The sequence below is a fragment of the Kribbella sp. NPDC050820 genome (genome assembly GCF_040653975.1).
Lineage (GTDB): Bacteria > Actinomycetota > Actinomycetes > Propionibacteriales > Kribbellaceae > Kribbella.
Genome location: NZ_JBFAHB010000127.1, coordinates 1 through 14,124, shown reverse-complemented (window position 1 = coordinate 14,124; position 14,124 = coordinate 1). Strand labels below are relative to the sequence as shown.

Here is a 14,124-nt window from a genome sequence, read left to right as displayed (position 1 = left end):
GAGGTAGCGTGTTGAGGTTCACGCTTCGGCGAGACCCGTACGGGCGTCTCTCGGCGTGCGCTGACGGCCCGTCCGGCCGCGATGTTGACTGCCGCATTCACATCGGCGTGCTCCCGGTGTCCGCAGGCTACGCATCGGAAGACCGCTTGGTTCTCGCGGTTCTCCGGTGCGCAGTGCCCGCAGACGCTGCAGGTCTGCGACGTGTACGCAGGGTTGATCTTCTCGACCCGTCCTGCAGCTTTGTGCTCCAGGCGCTGGACGAGCAGGCCCCAGCCGTTGGCCACGATGCCGCGGTTGAGTCCGGCTTTGGCGCGGCGACGGTTCGGCAGATATACGCCTGGTCGTCCGGGATCCGGCTTGGGCCTGGATCGCCTCATCATCCGCGCGATGCGCAGATCTTCCACCCTGATGACATCGAACCGGCGCGCGAGCTCGGTGCTGGTCTTCTCCACCCAGTCCTTGCGGCGGCTAGCGGCCCGCGCGAACAACCTGGCGATCGCAACCTTCAGCCGTTGGCGCCGGTTCGAACCGCGAAGACTCCGGGCAAGACTACGTTGCAGACCCCTGAGCCGCTCGAGTTCACGCTTCGACAGCCCGGGACAGGTCAGGAGTTCTCCGGTGGACAGGGCCGCCGAGACCGTCACACCGCGGTCCACGCCGACAGCCTCCGCCGTACCCGGGGCAGGAATCGGCGGCGGGACGACAGCGAACGCGAGGTGCCATCGACCCGCCCGGTCGCGCGTGACCCGGTAGGACTTTGCCTCGGGTACGGCGCGGGATCGCCGGAACCGCACCCAGCCGACCTTCGGCACCAGCACCCGAGCCCACTTGCGACTCAGTTGCTCTACCCGTCTAGCCTGGTCACCGACGATGCGGAAGCCTTCGTCAGCCCCGGCCTTGCGCCAGGTCGGCCGCCGGTGAGTCCCGCCGTAGAAATTCCTGAGCGCCTGGTGGAAATCCCGCAGTCCTTGCTGTTGCACGGTCTGCGATCCCGCCGACAACCAACCGAACTCAGCTCGCGCCTCGGTCAATTGCCGTGCCTGCTCGAGGTATCCAGGTGCCGGCCCCTTGTCGCTTCTCCACATCGACCACTGCTCAAGCGCCAGGTTCCACACGTACCGAGCATGCCCGCACTGTCCCAGCAACGCAGCCTGCTGCGATGCGGTCGGGTACATCCGAAACCGGGACATGCCGCAAACTCAATCAGCCGGGACCGACAGTCCCCGATCTCCGAGAGGAGGCGGCCGCAGTCCCTTGCCCTCGTTGAGGCAGGTGCGATTCCGCGGGCTTCCGGATGACCGTTCACCTGCTGGGGATTCGGCACCACGGGCCGGGGTCGGCGCGTGCGGTCGCGGCTGCGCTCGCTGACCTCCGGCCGGACGTGGTGCTGATCGAGGGGCCGCCGGAAGCCGACAAGGTGGTCGAGTTGGCGGGGTCGGAGGAGATGGTTCCGCCGGTCGCGTTGCTGGCGTATGCGGTCGACGACTCGACCCGGGCCGCCTTCTGGCCGTTCGCGGTGTTCAGCCCGGAGTGGCAGGCGATCGAATACGCGCTCGGGGCCGGCGTACCGGTGCGGTTCTGCGACCTGCCAGCCGCGCATCAGTTCGCGTCGTCCGGTGGTGAGGGGCGGCGTGGGTTGTCGATCGATCCGCTGGCCACGTTGGCGAACGCAGGCGGGTACGACGATCCTGAGCGCTGGTGGGACGACGTGATCGAGTCCCGGCGGGAAGGTGCCGAGCCGTTCACGGTGATCGCCGACGCGATGCGTGAGCTTCGGCACGGCGACGAGGCTGTCTCCAATTCCTTCCCCACCCCACCGCCCCGGTCAGGTGGCCGTGAGGCGCAGCGCGAGGCCTACATGCGGACGGTGTTGCGGAAGGCGATCCGTGAGGGGTTCGAGCGGATCGCGGTGATCTGCGGTGCATGGCATGTGCCCGCGCTGGAAGTCCCGTTGCCTCCGGCAGCACACGACCAACGGATCCTGAAGGGCCTGCCGAAGCGGAAGGTCGCGTGCACGTGGGTTCCTTGGACCCACGGCCGGCTGGCAGCGTCGTCCGGGTACGGCGCGGGGATCACGTCACCTGGTTGGTACCACCACTTGTTCACGGCGCCGGACCAGATCACCGCGCGCTGGTTGTCGAAGGTCGCGCGGGTGCTGCGGTCCCAGGATCTGCCGGTGTCCAGCGCTCACGTGATCGAGGCGGTCCGGCTGGCGGACACGCTGGCCGCGCTGCGGGGACGGCCGCTGGCCGGGCTGAGCGAAGTCACCGAGGCGACCCGGGCCGTGCTGTGCGGCGGGAACGACGTACTGCTGGATCTTGTCACCCGAGAAGCGGTCGTCGGCGAGCTGCTCGGGTCGGTGCCGGGGGAGACGCCACAGGCTCCGGTCGCGGCGGATCTGGCCGCGCAGGCGCGGCGGTTGCGGATGCGGCGGGACGCGACCGAGCGGGTGGTCGAGCTCGACCTGCGGAAGCCGAACGACCTGGAGAAGTCGCGGCTGCTGCACCGGCTGCGGATCCTCGGCGTGCACTGGGGTGTGCCGACCGCGGACGAGCGACGGGCCCAAGGCACGTTCCGGGAGATCTGGCGATTGACCTGGGATCCCGGGCTCGAGGTCGAGCTGGTCGCCGCGGGAGCGCACGGTACGACGGTCCTCGGCGCCGCGACGACCGTGATGCTGCGGGTCGCCGACGAGTCGTCCACGCTCGCGGACGTGACTGCCGCGTTGGAGAAGTCGCTGCTGGCCGATCTCGCGGACGCGTTGCCCGCGTTGCTGCGCGGTGTCGACACCCGGGCGGCCGCTGATGCTGACGTCGGTCACCTGATGGCGGCGTTGCCTGCGCTGGCGCGATCTTCGCGGTACGGCGACGTGCGCGGCACCGACACGGCCGGTCTGGCTTCGGTCGCCGGCCGGATGGTGTCGCGCGTGTGTGCCGGACTCGGGCGGACTGTGCACGGACTCGATCCGGAGGCGGCGGCCGCCGTACAGGAGTTGATCGACGGGGTGCAGGACGCGACGGTCTTGCTGGCCGAGGATGTCCGGGCCGAGTGGCTGGCGACGCTCGAGGGGTTGAGCGATCGGTCGTCGGTGCCGCCGTTGATCCGGGGGCGGCTGACCCGGCTGATGCTCGACACGTCGCGGCTGCCGGATCACGAGGTGGCGCTGCGACTCGGGCGGGCGTTGTCTCCTGGTACGCCGACTGCCGACGCCGCCGGGTACGTCGAGGGGTTCCTGGCCGGGGGCGGGTTGTTGCTCGTGCACGACGAGCGCTTGCTGGCGTTGGTGGATACGTGGCTGGCGGCGATTCCGGCCGACGCGTTCGTGGAGGTGCTGCCGCTGCTTCGTCGTACCTTTGGAACCTTCGCGTCGCCGGAGCGGCGGTCGATCGGCACGCGCGCCCGGGCGCTGAGCGATCCCGCCGCCGTGGTGGTTGCTGACGACAACGACCTCGACACCGAGCTGGCCGCGACCGTCCTGCCCGTCGTCGCGCAGTTGCTGGGGGTGTGATGACCGACGACGAACGCATGCGCCGCTGGCGACTCGTGCTCGGCAGCGAGGCCGAGGAAGAGATCGGTACGACGCTGTCCGCCGAGGACCGCTCCGTCGACGCCGCGATGGCGGCGCTGTACGACACGACGCCCGGCGAGTCCGGCGGCAACCAGCGAGCGGCGGGACTGGGGTCGTCGGCGCCGCGGGTGGCGCGGTGGCTGGGCGACATCCGGCGGTACTTCCCGAGCACGGTCGTCCAGGTGATGCAGCGGGACGCGGTCGAGCGGCTCGGCATCACGCGGATGCTGATGGAGCCGGAGTTGCTGGGCGCCGTCGAGCCCGACGTACACCTGGTCAGCACGCTGCTCGCGCTCAACGAGGTGATGCCGGAGGAGACCAAGCAGACCGCGCGTGACGTGGTCGCGCGCGTCGTCGCGACGCTGGAGGAGCGCCTGGCCGAACGCACCCGGGCGTCGGTCACCGGCGCCCTCGACCGGGCCGGGCGCACCGGGCGGCCGCGGCACTCGGACATCGACTGGGACCGGACGATCCGGGCCAACCTCAAGCACTTCTCACCGACGCTCGGCACGATCGTCCCGGATCGGCTGGTCGGGTACGCGCGGCGGAACCACAGCGTCCAGCGCGACATCGTGCTGGCGATCGACCAGTCGGGGTCGATGGCGGAGTCGGTCGTGTACGCGGCGCTGTTCGGTGCGGTGCTCGGGTCGATCCGGACGCTGCGGACGAGTCTGGTCGTCTTCGACACTGCGGTGGTCGACCTGACCGATCAGCTGGAGGACCCGGTCGACGTACTGTTCGGGACGCAGCTCGGTGGTGGCACGGACATCAACCGGGCGCTGGCGTACTGCGAGGACTTGGTGACCAAGCCCGGCGAGACGGTGATGGTGCTGATCTCGGACCTCTACGAGGGCGGCGTCCGCGAGGAGATGCTGCGGCGGGCGCGCTCGCTGGTCGAGTCGGGTGTCCAGCTGATCGCTCTGCTCGCCCTGGCCGACTCGGGGACTCCGTCGTACGACGCGGAGAACGCGGCTGCTCTGGGCGACCTCGGCGTACCGGCCTTTGCCTGCACTCCCGACCTGTTTCCGGACCTGATGGCCGCGGCGATCAAGCGGGAGGACATCACGGAGTGGGCCGGGAAGTATCTCGGGCGCTGAGTGGTTGCTGCTCGACATGACGACAGTTGAGCTGACCCGCTTCCGGGTGGACCCCTCGCAGGTCTCCGAACTCCTCGCCGCGCGACCTGGCATGGTCGCCGATTTCGAAGCCGACCGGGACGGGTTCGTCAGTGCGCGCCTGGTCCGGCTGCCGAACGACGAGTGGCTCGACATCGTCGAATGGAAGACGCCGGAGGACTTCGCCGCCTCCCGTGCGAAGGGCCCGAACCTGCCCGGCATCGCCCGCTTCTTCGCGGCCATCGACTCGCTGGTCGTCGCCGAGGAAGGCACGCTGGCGGACTGATCCGGTGGGACAATGCCGTCATGACTGAGCCTGTTCGGGTGATTCGGGCCGGCGAACTGGTGGCGGCGGACCCGACACCGGGGATGTTCCGGACCCGGGCGTTCGAGCTGCCGATCCTCTGGGCCGGTCAGGTCGTGACGGCGCCGGGGGCGGTGTCCGGCTGGCACCACCACGACCGGAACGAGTCGAGCCTGTACATCGTGTCGGGCGTGCTGCGGCTGGAGTTCGAGGGGTACGACGACTACCTCGACGCCGTCGCCGGCGACTTCGTCCACGTCCCGTCGTACACCGTGCACCGCGAGAGCAACCCCACCGACGAACCCTCCCTAGCCATAATCGCCCGAGCCGGCGGCGGCATCCCAACAGTCAACGTGGACGCCCCTCCGGGGCGCTGACGCAACTGGTGGTGGGGTCAGTCGGCTAGTTCGAGGATGTCGATCGGGGTGTTGGGGTCGGCTTCGGCGAACTTCAGGGCCCACTGGACCGCCTCGGCCTTCGACTCGACCCGGATGATCGAGACGCCGGCGATCAGTTCCTTGGTCTCCGCGAACGGCCCGTCCACCACCCGCGGCTCCTCACCCGGCACCGGGAACGTGATCCGGGCCCCGCGCGCACTCGGCATCAACCCCTCGGCGGCCAGCAACACCCCCGCCCGCCGCATCTCCTCGAGCACCGCATCCGCCCGAGCCAACATCTCCGGATCCGGCGGCTCCCCCGCCTCCAACCCGTCATTGGTCTTATGAAGCAACATGTACCGCATAAACCGACCTTAACCGCCCCAACCCCTCCAGCGCCCGCAGGCTTGACCGCCGCGGCATGGCTCCTCGCCGATGCGCGTCCACAGCTCATCCGCGCAACCACGGCTGATCGGCTTGGCAGTTCGCGCTCAAGGGGAACTGGCGCCGCCGGAGGCGGCCCCTTTATGGCTGGTTGAGGGCTTTCCAGAACTCTTCGGGGATTTCGTGGGTGAGCCAGGTTGCTACTTCGGTGATTTCTTGGGGGTTCCGGGCGCCTACCACTACGGCTGGTACGGCGGGGTGAGACAGGGGGAACTGGACGGCGGCGGCCAGGAGGGGCACGTCGTGCCGGCGGCTCAAGTCGCGTAGCTGGGCGATGCGTCGCACCAGGGGTTTGGGGAGCGGCTGCTGGCCGTGGGGAGCGCCTTCGGCCAGTACGCCGCCTTGGAAGACGCCGGCCGCGAGTACGGCGACGCCGAGCTTCTCGCACAGCGGCAGGAGCTCCTCGGCGCCGGACTGGTCGAGCAGGGTGTACCGACCGGCCAGCAGGATGCAGTCGGGGCCGTCGGGCCCGGTGTCGCGCAGGAAGCGGGCGGCGACGTCGGCGTGGTTCACCCCGAGCGAGATCGCCTGGATCGTGCCCCGGCCTCGCAGTTCAGCGAGCGCGCGCATGGCGTCCGTCGACGCGGTCGCGTAGTCGAGGTCGGGGTCGTGGATGTGCAGTACGTCGATCCGGTCGATCCCCATCCGCCCGAGGCTTTCCTCGAACGACCGCATCACCGCCCGGTACGAGTAGTCGAGCCGCGGCCCCACCCCAGCCGGCGGCTCGGCCCAGATCGGCTGGATGTCCGGCCCGCCCGGCTCGATCAGCCGCCCGACCTTGCTGCACAGCACGAACTCCTCCCGCGGCCGACCGCGCAGCGCGATCCCGGCCCGCTGCTCCGACAGCCCGTACCCGTACACCGGAGCAGTGTCGAACAGCCGGATCCCCAGCTCCCACGCCCGGTCGATGGTCGCCACGGCGTCCGGCTCCGGTACGGCGGCGAACATCCCCCCGATCGAGGCAAGCCCCAGCCCCAACCTGCTCACGCGCAACCCCGTCCGCCCCAGCTCCACACTCCGCATGCCGCCGACCCTAGAAGCCCCCACCGACACTTCCGCGTGCGGTCCGGACACGGCAGTATGCGGAGATGGGTGAGATCGCGGAGCGGTACCGGCGGCGGGCCGAGGCGTTCGAGCGGAAGGTCGCCGCCGTCCGGACGGACCAGTGGGACAACCAGTCGCCGTGCGAGAAGTGGACGGCCAAGGACGTCGTGGACCACATCGTGATGATGCACGGCGTGATGCTGATGCCGGTCGCCCGCAAGCTGGAGCCGGCGGATGACCCGCTGACCGCGTTCCAGGAGGCCCGTGCGGCGGTCGAGGACGTCCTCGACGACCCGATCCTCGCCCTCACCGAGACCGACACCCCGGCCGGCCGGCTGACGACCGAGCAGCACATCGACCAGGTGATCTCCGACGACCTGGTCCTGCACGGCTGGGACCTGGCCCGCGCGACCGGCCAGGACGAGACGATGGACCCGGACGATGTCGAGCTCCTGTGGGCGACCGCGTCCGCCATACCCCCGGACGTCATGGAGAAGTTCCGTACGCCGGGTGCCTTCGGTGAAGGTGTCGAGGTCTACGGGCCCGAGGTCCAGGTCCCGTCGAGCGCTCCGCTGCAGGACCGCCTACTCGGGCTGATCGGCCGCCAGCCGTGAGAGGTCGCTCGGCGCGTAGTACGTCTCCGGCGTCGGGCACAGCGGCGCGCTGGTGAGCTGGGCCGGCTTCGTCATCAGGAGGGCGTGGCCGCTAGAGATCGGACGCTCGAGGTACTCGTGGCCGGGCAGGTTCGCCACCGCGGTCCGGCAGCCGAGCGCCATCCCCTCGAACAGCGCGGTTGTGGAGACGCCGACCTGGTAGGTGGCGGCGGCGAGCAGTTCGAGCGTGCTGCCCTCTGTAGACAACCGGACGCCGTCCGGGATCGTGTAGTCCGCCGCCCGCTCGCTCGGGTGCGGCCTGAACACGACATTCAGCGACGGGTGCTCCTTCGCAACCGACTCCGCGACGTGCAGCAGCTCTGCGCCGATCGTGCCCTGCGACAGGAAGACCGCCAGGGTGGGCTCCTTCGCGGTGGTCTCAGGCAGGTACGACGCCCCGATGACCGACGTACGCATTCCGGCCGGAAGGTCCGCGATGTCGGTCCAGTACGAGCCGAAGCACCAGAGCTCGTCCGGCTGGTCGGCCACCACCGGACGACCCGGGTAGCTGTAGCCGAGGTGGAACGGGCTGATCGCGCCGTGCTGGAGCTCGACCACCCGGATCCCGAGGTCGCGGGCGGCGCCGACGATGTGCTGGTGGAAGTACGCGACCACGACGTAGACGGTCTGGATCCGGTGCCTCCGCAGGAGCGCCCGGTAGAGCGCGCGCAGCCGCTCGTGCTTCGGCGCCTCCCGCGCCAGCAACGCCCCGACCGGGACCCGGAAACCGGTCAGTTGCTCGAGTGCCCCGGCGATGCCGCGATCGTCCACCTGCCGCTTGTGCACCGCGCCGGCGGCCGACGTGAAGAAGTCGAGGTTCTTGCTGCCGGGGAGTGGGGTGCCGTTGATCGCGGAGTCCAGGACCAGCGCGCTGGTTCCGAGCGCCTTGCGCAGCTCGTCGGTGTAGATCTCGGCACCGCCCGGTTTCCGCGGGTGCGGGACGACCATCGCGTCGTACGCGCCCAGGAACGGGGTGCGGGTGACCAGGCCGGCCACATGCCTGCCGACCAGCCGCGCTTTGTCGTACGGCGTACGTCGTACCGGATGGGAGGCGCCGTGGATCCCGCTGCGCCGGGTCAGCTCGTGGAAGATCCGCATCCGGATGACCGGCCAGGGGCTAACGTCCCCGATCCGCCAGTCGAGCAGACTCAGGTCCCGCTCCACCTGCCAGATCGCCCGGCACAGGCTCGCCACCGTCGGGGCAGTGCTCGGCCCCGTGCCGTTCCCGGTACTCGTCATGGTTGATCCCAACTATCCCCGCGAGACTGCCGACGCCTGAGAAGAACCGGCGGACAGCCTTCAGCAGGTGCGTCTTGCGGCCGAGCAGCAGCCCGGCCAGGGCGTACCCGATCGCCGAGACCACCCGGGCCGAAGCATAGGCCAGCACCAGCACGTAGCTGACCGCGCCCGGCCGGATCAGCAGCCGGCTGATCGTGTCCCCGCTGCCGGAGCGGAAGGCACGCCGTACCAGCCAGCGCAGCGTCGTCCGCCCGGCCGGGACCTCCTCGGCGATACACGCCTCCTCGCACCAGACGATCCGGAATCCGGCGCGGTGCACGCGGAGGAAGAAGTGCAGGTCGCTGGAGCCGGTGTAGCGGAACGCGGGGTGAAATCCGGGCGTGACGGTGTGGTAGACGCGGCGGCTGACCAGGGTGTTGTTCGTGTACGCCTTGCGCAGTTCCTCGCCGGTGGTGTGCTTGCCGGTCGAGTCGTGGACGTCGCTGTAGTGGTTCCACGGCGGGGCGCCGGGCGGGAGGTTGCCCTTGACGGGGCCGGTGACAACGTCGGCACCGGACGTCTCCCAGGCGTGCAGCAACGTCGCCAGCCAGCCGGGCGGGGCGACCTCGTCGTCGTCCACGAAGACGAGCGCGTCGTCGTTCCAGCACAGCTCGACCGACTTCTCCCGGGCGAAGGGGATCCCAGGCTCCGGTTCGACCACGGACTCGATCGGGTACTGCGCCTCGTCGAACCCGCGGACCACCGCGGCCGCCGTACCCTCCGCGTCGTTGTCGACCACCACGATCCGGATCGCGTAGTCCGAATCCTCCGGAAGCGCCTGGGCCTGCAGGCTGGTCAGCAGAGCATGCAACAGAGCAGGTCGCCGGAAGGTGATGACCGCGATGGCGACGCTGGTGCTCATGGCGCCCGAGACTATCGGTCCCACCCAACCACCGCTCATCCAACCGGCACCAGAAAGGGTGTAACGGCGAAGGTCAATCGGCCGATTTAGGGTCGGGCCGTTTTCTCGGTCATCGATCCAGTCTCCTGGGGGTTTGTGGTGTCCCGTCCCGCCCGTCTGCTGCGCCTCGCCGTGCCCGCCACCGTGGCCGCGGCGCTGGTAGCAGCCGGCTTGGTCGCCGTCACCGGTTCGTCCGGCACCGCGGCGACCTCCGCCGAGCCACCTGTGCTCAAGGCCAAGTTCCGTCCTGACACCGCGACCGGTCCCGCGTACGAGGCGAAGTCGGTGGTGGTGAAGTTCAAGCCGAAGGCGACCACGTCGGCCCGCAAGGCCGCGCTGGCCAAGGTCAAGGCCACCCCGGACGTGTCGGTGACCGCCGACGTGGTCACGGTGACCGGCGAGGTCCCGGCGGCCGACCTGTTGAAGAAGGTCAAGGCCGACCCGGCGGTCGAACTCGCCTCGCTGAACTACATCCGGCGCAAGTCCGCCACCCCGAACGACTGGCTCTACGCCAACTACCAGCGGTACCTGCCGACCGTGCGGGTGAACCAGGCCTGGGACCTGACCAAGTCGGCCGGCACCCAGGTCGTCGCGGTCCTGGACACCGGCGTGGACGCCGGGCACCCGGACCTGGCCGGGCACCTGCTGCCCGGCTACAACACCTTCAACACCGCCCTGCCGCCCACCGACGGCGAGGGCCACGGCACCGCGGTGACCGGCATCATCGCGGCCGGCACCGGCAACGGCCTCGGGATCGCCGGGGTGGCCTGGAACGCGAAGGTCCGCCCGGTCAAGGTGCTCAGCGACCAGGGCAGCGGCAGCGACGCGAACCTGATCAACGGCATCAACTGGGCGGTCAAGAACGGCGCCCGGGTGATCAACATGTCGCTCGGCGGCGAGGGCGACAACCCGATCCTGCACACCGCGATCAAGAACGCCGTCGCCAACGGCGTCGTCCTGGTCGCCTCGGCCGGCAACAGCGGCTCGCCGGCACTGAACTACCCGGCCGCCTACCCGGAGGTGCTGTCGGTCGGCGCCACCAACACCGGCGGCGTGCTGACCAGCTTCAGCACCTACGGCGACACCGTCGACATCGCCGCACCCGGCTACGACATCACCAGCCTCGCACCGCGCGCCCAGACCCCACCAGGCTACGAGCCGTACTGGATCGGCCTGGCCGGGACCTCGTTCTCGGCCCCGATCGTGGCCGGCGTCGCCGCCCTGGTCCGCAACAAGTGGCCGTCGTATACACCGGCCCAGGTGATGGCACGCCTGAAGGCCACCGCCCGCGACGCCGGCCCCCGCGGCACCGACCCGTACTACGGCGCCGGCATCCTCGACGCCTACTACGCCCTCGGCGGCAAATGGACCACGGACTTCGCGCAAGGAGTCGCGGACAAGAACGATCAGCCGGCCCGCGCGGGCGAGCTGATCGCCGGTGTCGCGGTCTCGTCGACGATCGGCGTCGAGGGTGACGTCGACTGGTACAAGATCCCGGCCGCGGGCGCCCACCAGGTGCGCATCGACGTCACCGGTGCGAGGTTCGACTCCGGCGCCTACGCGCAGAATTTCGGGCCGGTCGTCTCTGCGTATGACAACGACCTCAAGCCGTTGGCGTTCGTCCAGAAGCCGGAGCCGCCGGTGGACAGCGACGGGTACGAGATCCCGCAGCCGCTGACCGCCAGCACCTACGCGACATTGCCGGCCGAGACGGTCTACATCTCGGTCCGGAACGCCAACGGGTCCCGGGACAGCCGCCCGTACTCGCTGAAGGTCACCAACGCGGACGGCAATGTGGGCACCGCGCCGATCCCCGCCTACCCGGTCCGCGACATCCAGCCGGGACACCTGTCGACCAACGTGCCCGTCAACAGCAAGGTTGCGATCACGTTCGCGCGGGACGTCGACGGGGACAGCGTCACCATCGGCACGTGGGTCCGCAACGCCAAGACCGGTGCCGTGGTCGACATGAGCATCTCGTACGACCCGGCCACCCGCCAGGCTGTGCTCGAGCCGATCACGTCGTGGCCCGAGGCAACTCCGTTGCTGATCACCGCGAGCGGCATCCTGGAAAGCGGCCGGGTCGTCCCGGTGGAGCCGTTCACCTCGGTGTTCAGCACCGAGGATCTCGTTCCGCAGCCGGTCCAGCTCTCCGGCGCCGGCGCCTACCTGGCCGCGAACCTGAGCTGGAAGCTGCCCCCGACGCCTGATCTCGACCAGGTGATCGTACGGCGCAACGTCGGGAGCAAGGCGCCGACGATCAGCACCGGGACGCTCGTGTACACGGGCACCGGGACCGCGGTGAAGGACACCGGCCTCGCGCAGGGCACGACGTACACGTACGCCGTCTGGGTGAAGGACCGCACCGGCCACTACAGCACGCCCGCGGTCAAGCAGTTGCTCGGGATGAAGTCCGGGATCGCGACGTCGTCGACGCTGATCGACTACGGCGGCTCGATCACGATCAAGGGCAGCACCCTGCGGATCGACAACGTGCGGTACTCGCAGCTGCCCGTCAACGTGTACGTGCGGCCGAAGAACTCGTCGAGGTTCACCCTGCTCGCGGCGATGCAGACGTCCGGGCTGGGGACGTTCTCCCTGACGCACAAGCCGCTGGTGTCGTCGGTCTACATGCTGACGTTCCCGGGTAACGCGAACCTGATGGGAACCCGTACCCCGGACCTCACCGTGCAGGTCAGGCCGACGATCTCGGCGGCGCTGTCGCCGGCGGCGATCCGCCTCGGTCAGGCGACTGCCTTCAGTGGGTACGTCGCTCCGGCGCATGCGGGGCAGGCCGTCTACCTGCAGCAGTACGGCAGCAAGGTGTGGAAGTCGATCGCGTCGGTGAAGCTCAGCACCTCGGGGAAGTACGCGTTCGGGATCAAGCCGGCCGTCCGCGGCCAGATCGCCTACCGGGTCTGGTTCCCGGGCGACGCCGACCACGCGCCGGCCTACACCGCGAACAAGATCCTGACGATCAGCTAGCCGGAGCTCCGCAGGCCACCGGCTGTACCTCTAGGTACAGTTGGTGGCATGGAGACCGTCGAACGGTTGATTCGCAGTACGCAGGAACTGCTGTGGGAACGGGGCTACGTCGGGACCAGCCCCAAGGCGATCCAGCGTGCTGCGGACGCCGGTCAGGGGAGCATGTACCACCACTTCAGCGGGAAGGCGGAGCTCGCGAAGGCGGCGATCGAGCGGTCCGGGGCGGAGTTGCGGGCGGCCGCCGAGCAGCAGTTCGCGGGCACGGGTACGGCGACCGAGCGGATCACGCAGTACCTCGAGCGGGATCGCGACGTGCTGCGTGGCTGCCGGGTGGGCCGGTTGACCGCGGATCCGGACGTGATGGCCGATCCCGAGTTGCGCCGACCGGTCGCGGAGACGTTCCAGTGGTTGCGCGGCCGGCTTGCCGGGATCATTGCCGAGGGCAAGCGGAATGGTGAGTACCCGAGCACGCTCGACCCGGAGCGGACGGCGGCGACGATCGCCGCCGTCCTCCAGGGTGGGTACGTGCTGGCCCGGGCCGAGGGATCGGACGAACCGTTCGAGCTTGCTGTGCAGGGATTGATCGCCTTGCTGCCGGAGGCGATGTGAAGATCGGCGCGGTGTTCCCGCAACTGGAGATCGGCGCGGATCCGAACGTTGTCAAGGAGTGGGCGACGACAGTCGAGCGGGCCGGCTACACGCACGTGCACGCGTACGACCACGTGCTCGGCGCCGACCCCAAGAACAGGCCCGGCTGGAGCGGGTACACCGACAAGTCCTTGTTTCACGAGGTTTTCGTGCTGTTCGGCTACCTGGCGGCGATCACGACCAGAGTCGAGTTGGTGACCGGCGTACTGGTGCTGCCGCAGCGGCAGACGGCGTTGGTCGCGAAGCAGGCGGCTGAGGTCGACGTGCTGAGTGGCGGCCGGATGCGGCTCGGTGTCGGCATCGGGTGGAACCAGGTGGAGTACCAGGCCCTCGGCGTACCGTTCAAGCAGCGTGGCGCCTTGCTGGAGGAGCAGGTGGACGTGTTGCGCCGTCTGTGGACAGAACCGGTGATCTCGTACGACGGCAAGTTCCACCAGATCGAGGAAGCCGGACTCAACCCGCTCCCGAAGAGCAGGATCCCCATCTGGTTCGGCGGCAGCGCCGAGGGTGCACTGCGTCGGACAGGACGCATCGGCGACGGCTGGATGCCGCAAGGGAGACCCGACGACCGAGCCCGCGCCCAGCTCGCCACGATCCGCGAAGCGGCAGCCGAGGCCGGCAGGGACCCGGCGACCATCGGCATCGAGCCCCGCCTCACGCTCGCCGAGATCCCCGAGAAGAACTGGCCGGACTTCGTCGACGGCTGGCGCGAGCTAGTGTCGCGGTAACGAAATAGCTTTACCTCGTGGGATCATGGGTTATGGCGTTGACTGTGCCCGTGGATGTTCCGGCCGAGGATCGCAGGGT

General features: G+C 69.5%; 13 protein-coding genes. 8 read left to right on the top strand and 5 right to left on the bottom strand.

What is annotated here, in order from left to right:
- Positions 1–1,175, bottom strand: a 1,175-nt coding sequence (locus tag AB0H36_RS46600) for a transposase (RefSeq protein WP_360538412.1), incomplete at its 3' end; no start/stop codon positions are given.
- A gap of 119 nt (positions 1,176–1,294) precedes the next feature.
- Here AB0H36_RS46600 and AB0H36_RS46595 point away from each other — a divergent pair.
- The 4 genes from AB0H36_RS46595 to AB0H36_RS46580 are packed head-to-tail and all read left to right on the top strand — an operon-like array spanning position 1,295 to position 5,364.
- Positions 1,295–3,508, top strand: a complete 2,214-nt coding sequence (locus AB0H36_RS46595) for a DUF5682 family protein (protein WP_360538408.1) — start codon at positions 1,295–1,297, stop codon at positions 3,506–3,508.
- Complete coding sequence (locus AB0H36_RS46590) at positions 3,508–4,665, top strand: VWA domain-containing protein (protein WP_360538406.1); 1,158 nt, start codon at positions 3,508–3,510, stop codon at positions 4,663–4,665. The genes AB0H36_RS46595 and AB0H36_RS46590 overlap by 1 nt, the downstream gene beginning before the upstream one ends.
- Before the next feature lie 16 nt (positions 4,666–4,681).
- A complete protein-coding gene (locus AB0H36_RS46585; protein WP_360538404.1) occupies positions 4,682–4,969 on the top strand; it encodes a hypothetical protein in 288 nt (95 codons plus the stop codon).
- Positions 4,970–4,989: 20 nt separating this feature from the next.
- Positions 4,990–5,364 (top strand): cupin domain-containing protein, encoded by a 375-nt coding sequence (locus AB0H36_RS46580; RefSeq protein WP_360538402.1) that lies wholly within the window; start codon positions 4,990–4,992, stop codon positions 5,362–5,364.
- Between the two features lie 17 nt (positions 5,365–5,381).
- Here the strand turns inward: AB0H36_RS46580 and AB0H36_RS46575 are convergent, their stop codons facing one another.
- Both AB0H36_RS46575 and AB0H36_RS46570 read right to left on the bottom strand, forming a co-directional pair.
- Positions 5,382–5,729, bottom strand: a complete 348-nt coding sequence (locus AB0H36_RS46575; protein ID WP_360538400.1) for a YciI family protein — start codon at positions 5,727–5,729, stop codon at positions 5,382–5,384.
- A 160-nt stretch (positions 5,730–5,889) separates the two neighbouring features.
- The gene (locus tag AB0H36_RS46570) at positions 5,890–6,831 is read right to left on the bottom strand and encodes an aldo/keto reductase (RefSeq protein ID WP_360538398.1); all 942 of its coding nucleotides are present in this window, start codon (positions 6,829–6,831) and stop codon (positions 5,890–5,892) included.
- Between the two features lie 65 nt (positions 6,832–6,896).
- Between AB0H36_RS46570 and AB0H36_RS46565 the strand changes: the two genes are divergently transcribed.
- Complete coding sequence (locus AB0H36_RS46565; protein WP_360538396.1) at positions 6,897–7,466, top strand: TIGR03086 family metal-binding protein; 570 nt, start codon at positions 6,897–6,899, stop codon at positions 7,464–7,466.
- On the opposite strand, the gene AB0H36_RS46560 is transcribed toward AB0H36_RS46565, so the two are convergent.
- Together AB0H36_RS46560 and AB0H36_RS46555 are read right to left on the bottom strand one after the other, a co-directional pair.
- Positions 7,437–8,603 carry a hypothetical protein gene (locus AB0H36_RS46560; RefSeq protein WP_360538410.1) on the bottom strand — a complete coding sequence of 389 codons (1,167 nt, stop codon included), beginning with the start codon at positions 8,601–8,603 and terminating at the stop codon, positions 7,437–7,439. The two genes, AB0H36_RS46565 and AB0H36_RS46560, sit on opposite strands and share 30 nt — an antisense overlap.
- Before the next feature lie 19 nt (positions 8,604–8,622).
- Complete coding sequence (locus tag AB0H36_RS46555) at positions 8,623–9,645, bottom strand: glycosyltransferase family 2 protein (protein ID WP_360538394.1); 1,023 nt, start codon at positions 9,643–9,645, stop codon at positions 8,623–8,625.
- Between the two features lie 138 nt (positions 9,646–9,783).
- On the opposite strand from AB0H36_RS46555, the gene AB0H36_RS46550 reads away from it, so the two are divergent.
- Genes AB0H36_RS46550 through AB0H36_RS46540 form a run of 3 tightly spaced genes read left to right on the top strand, consistent with a single transcriptional unit; the run spans position 9,784 to position 14,045 of the window.
- Positions 9,784–12,669, top strand: a complete 2,886-nt coding sequence (locus tag AB0H36_RS46550; protein WP_360538392.1) for a S8 family serine peptidase — start codon at positions 9,784–9,786, stop codon at positions 12,667–12,669.
- Between the two features lie 48 nt (positions 12,670–12,717).
- On the top strand, positions 12,718–13,278 hold the full coding sequence (locus AB0H36_RS46545) for a TetR/AcrR family transcriptional regulator (RefSeq protein WP_360538390.1): 561 nt from the start codon (positions 12,718–12,720) through the stop codon (positions 13,276–13,278).
- Positions 13,275–14,045: an LLM class F420-dependent oxidoreductase gene (locus AB0H36_RS46540; protein ID WP_360538388.1), complete on the top strand. Its 771-nt coding sequence runs from the start codon at positions 13,275–13,277 to the stop codon at positions 14,043–14,045. The genes AB0H36_RS46545 and AB0H36_RS46540 overlap by 4 nt, the downstream gene beginning before the upstream one ends.
- Positions 14,046–14,124: the final 79 nt, after the last annotated feature.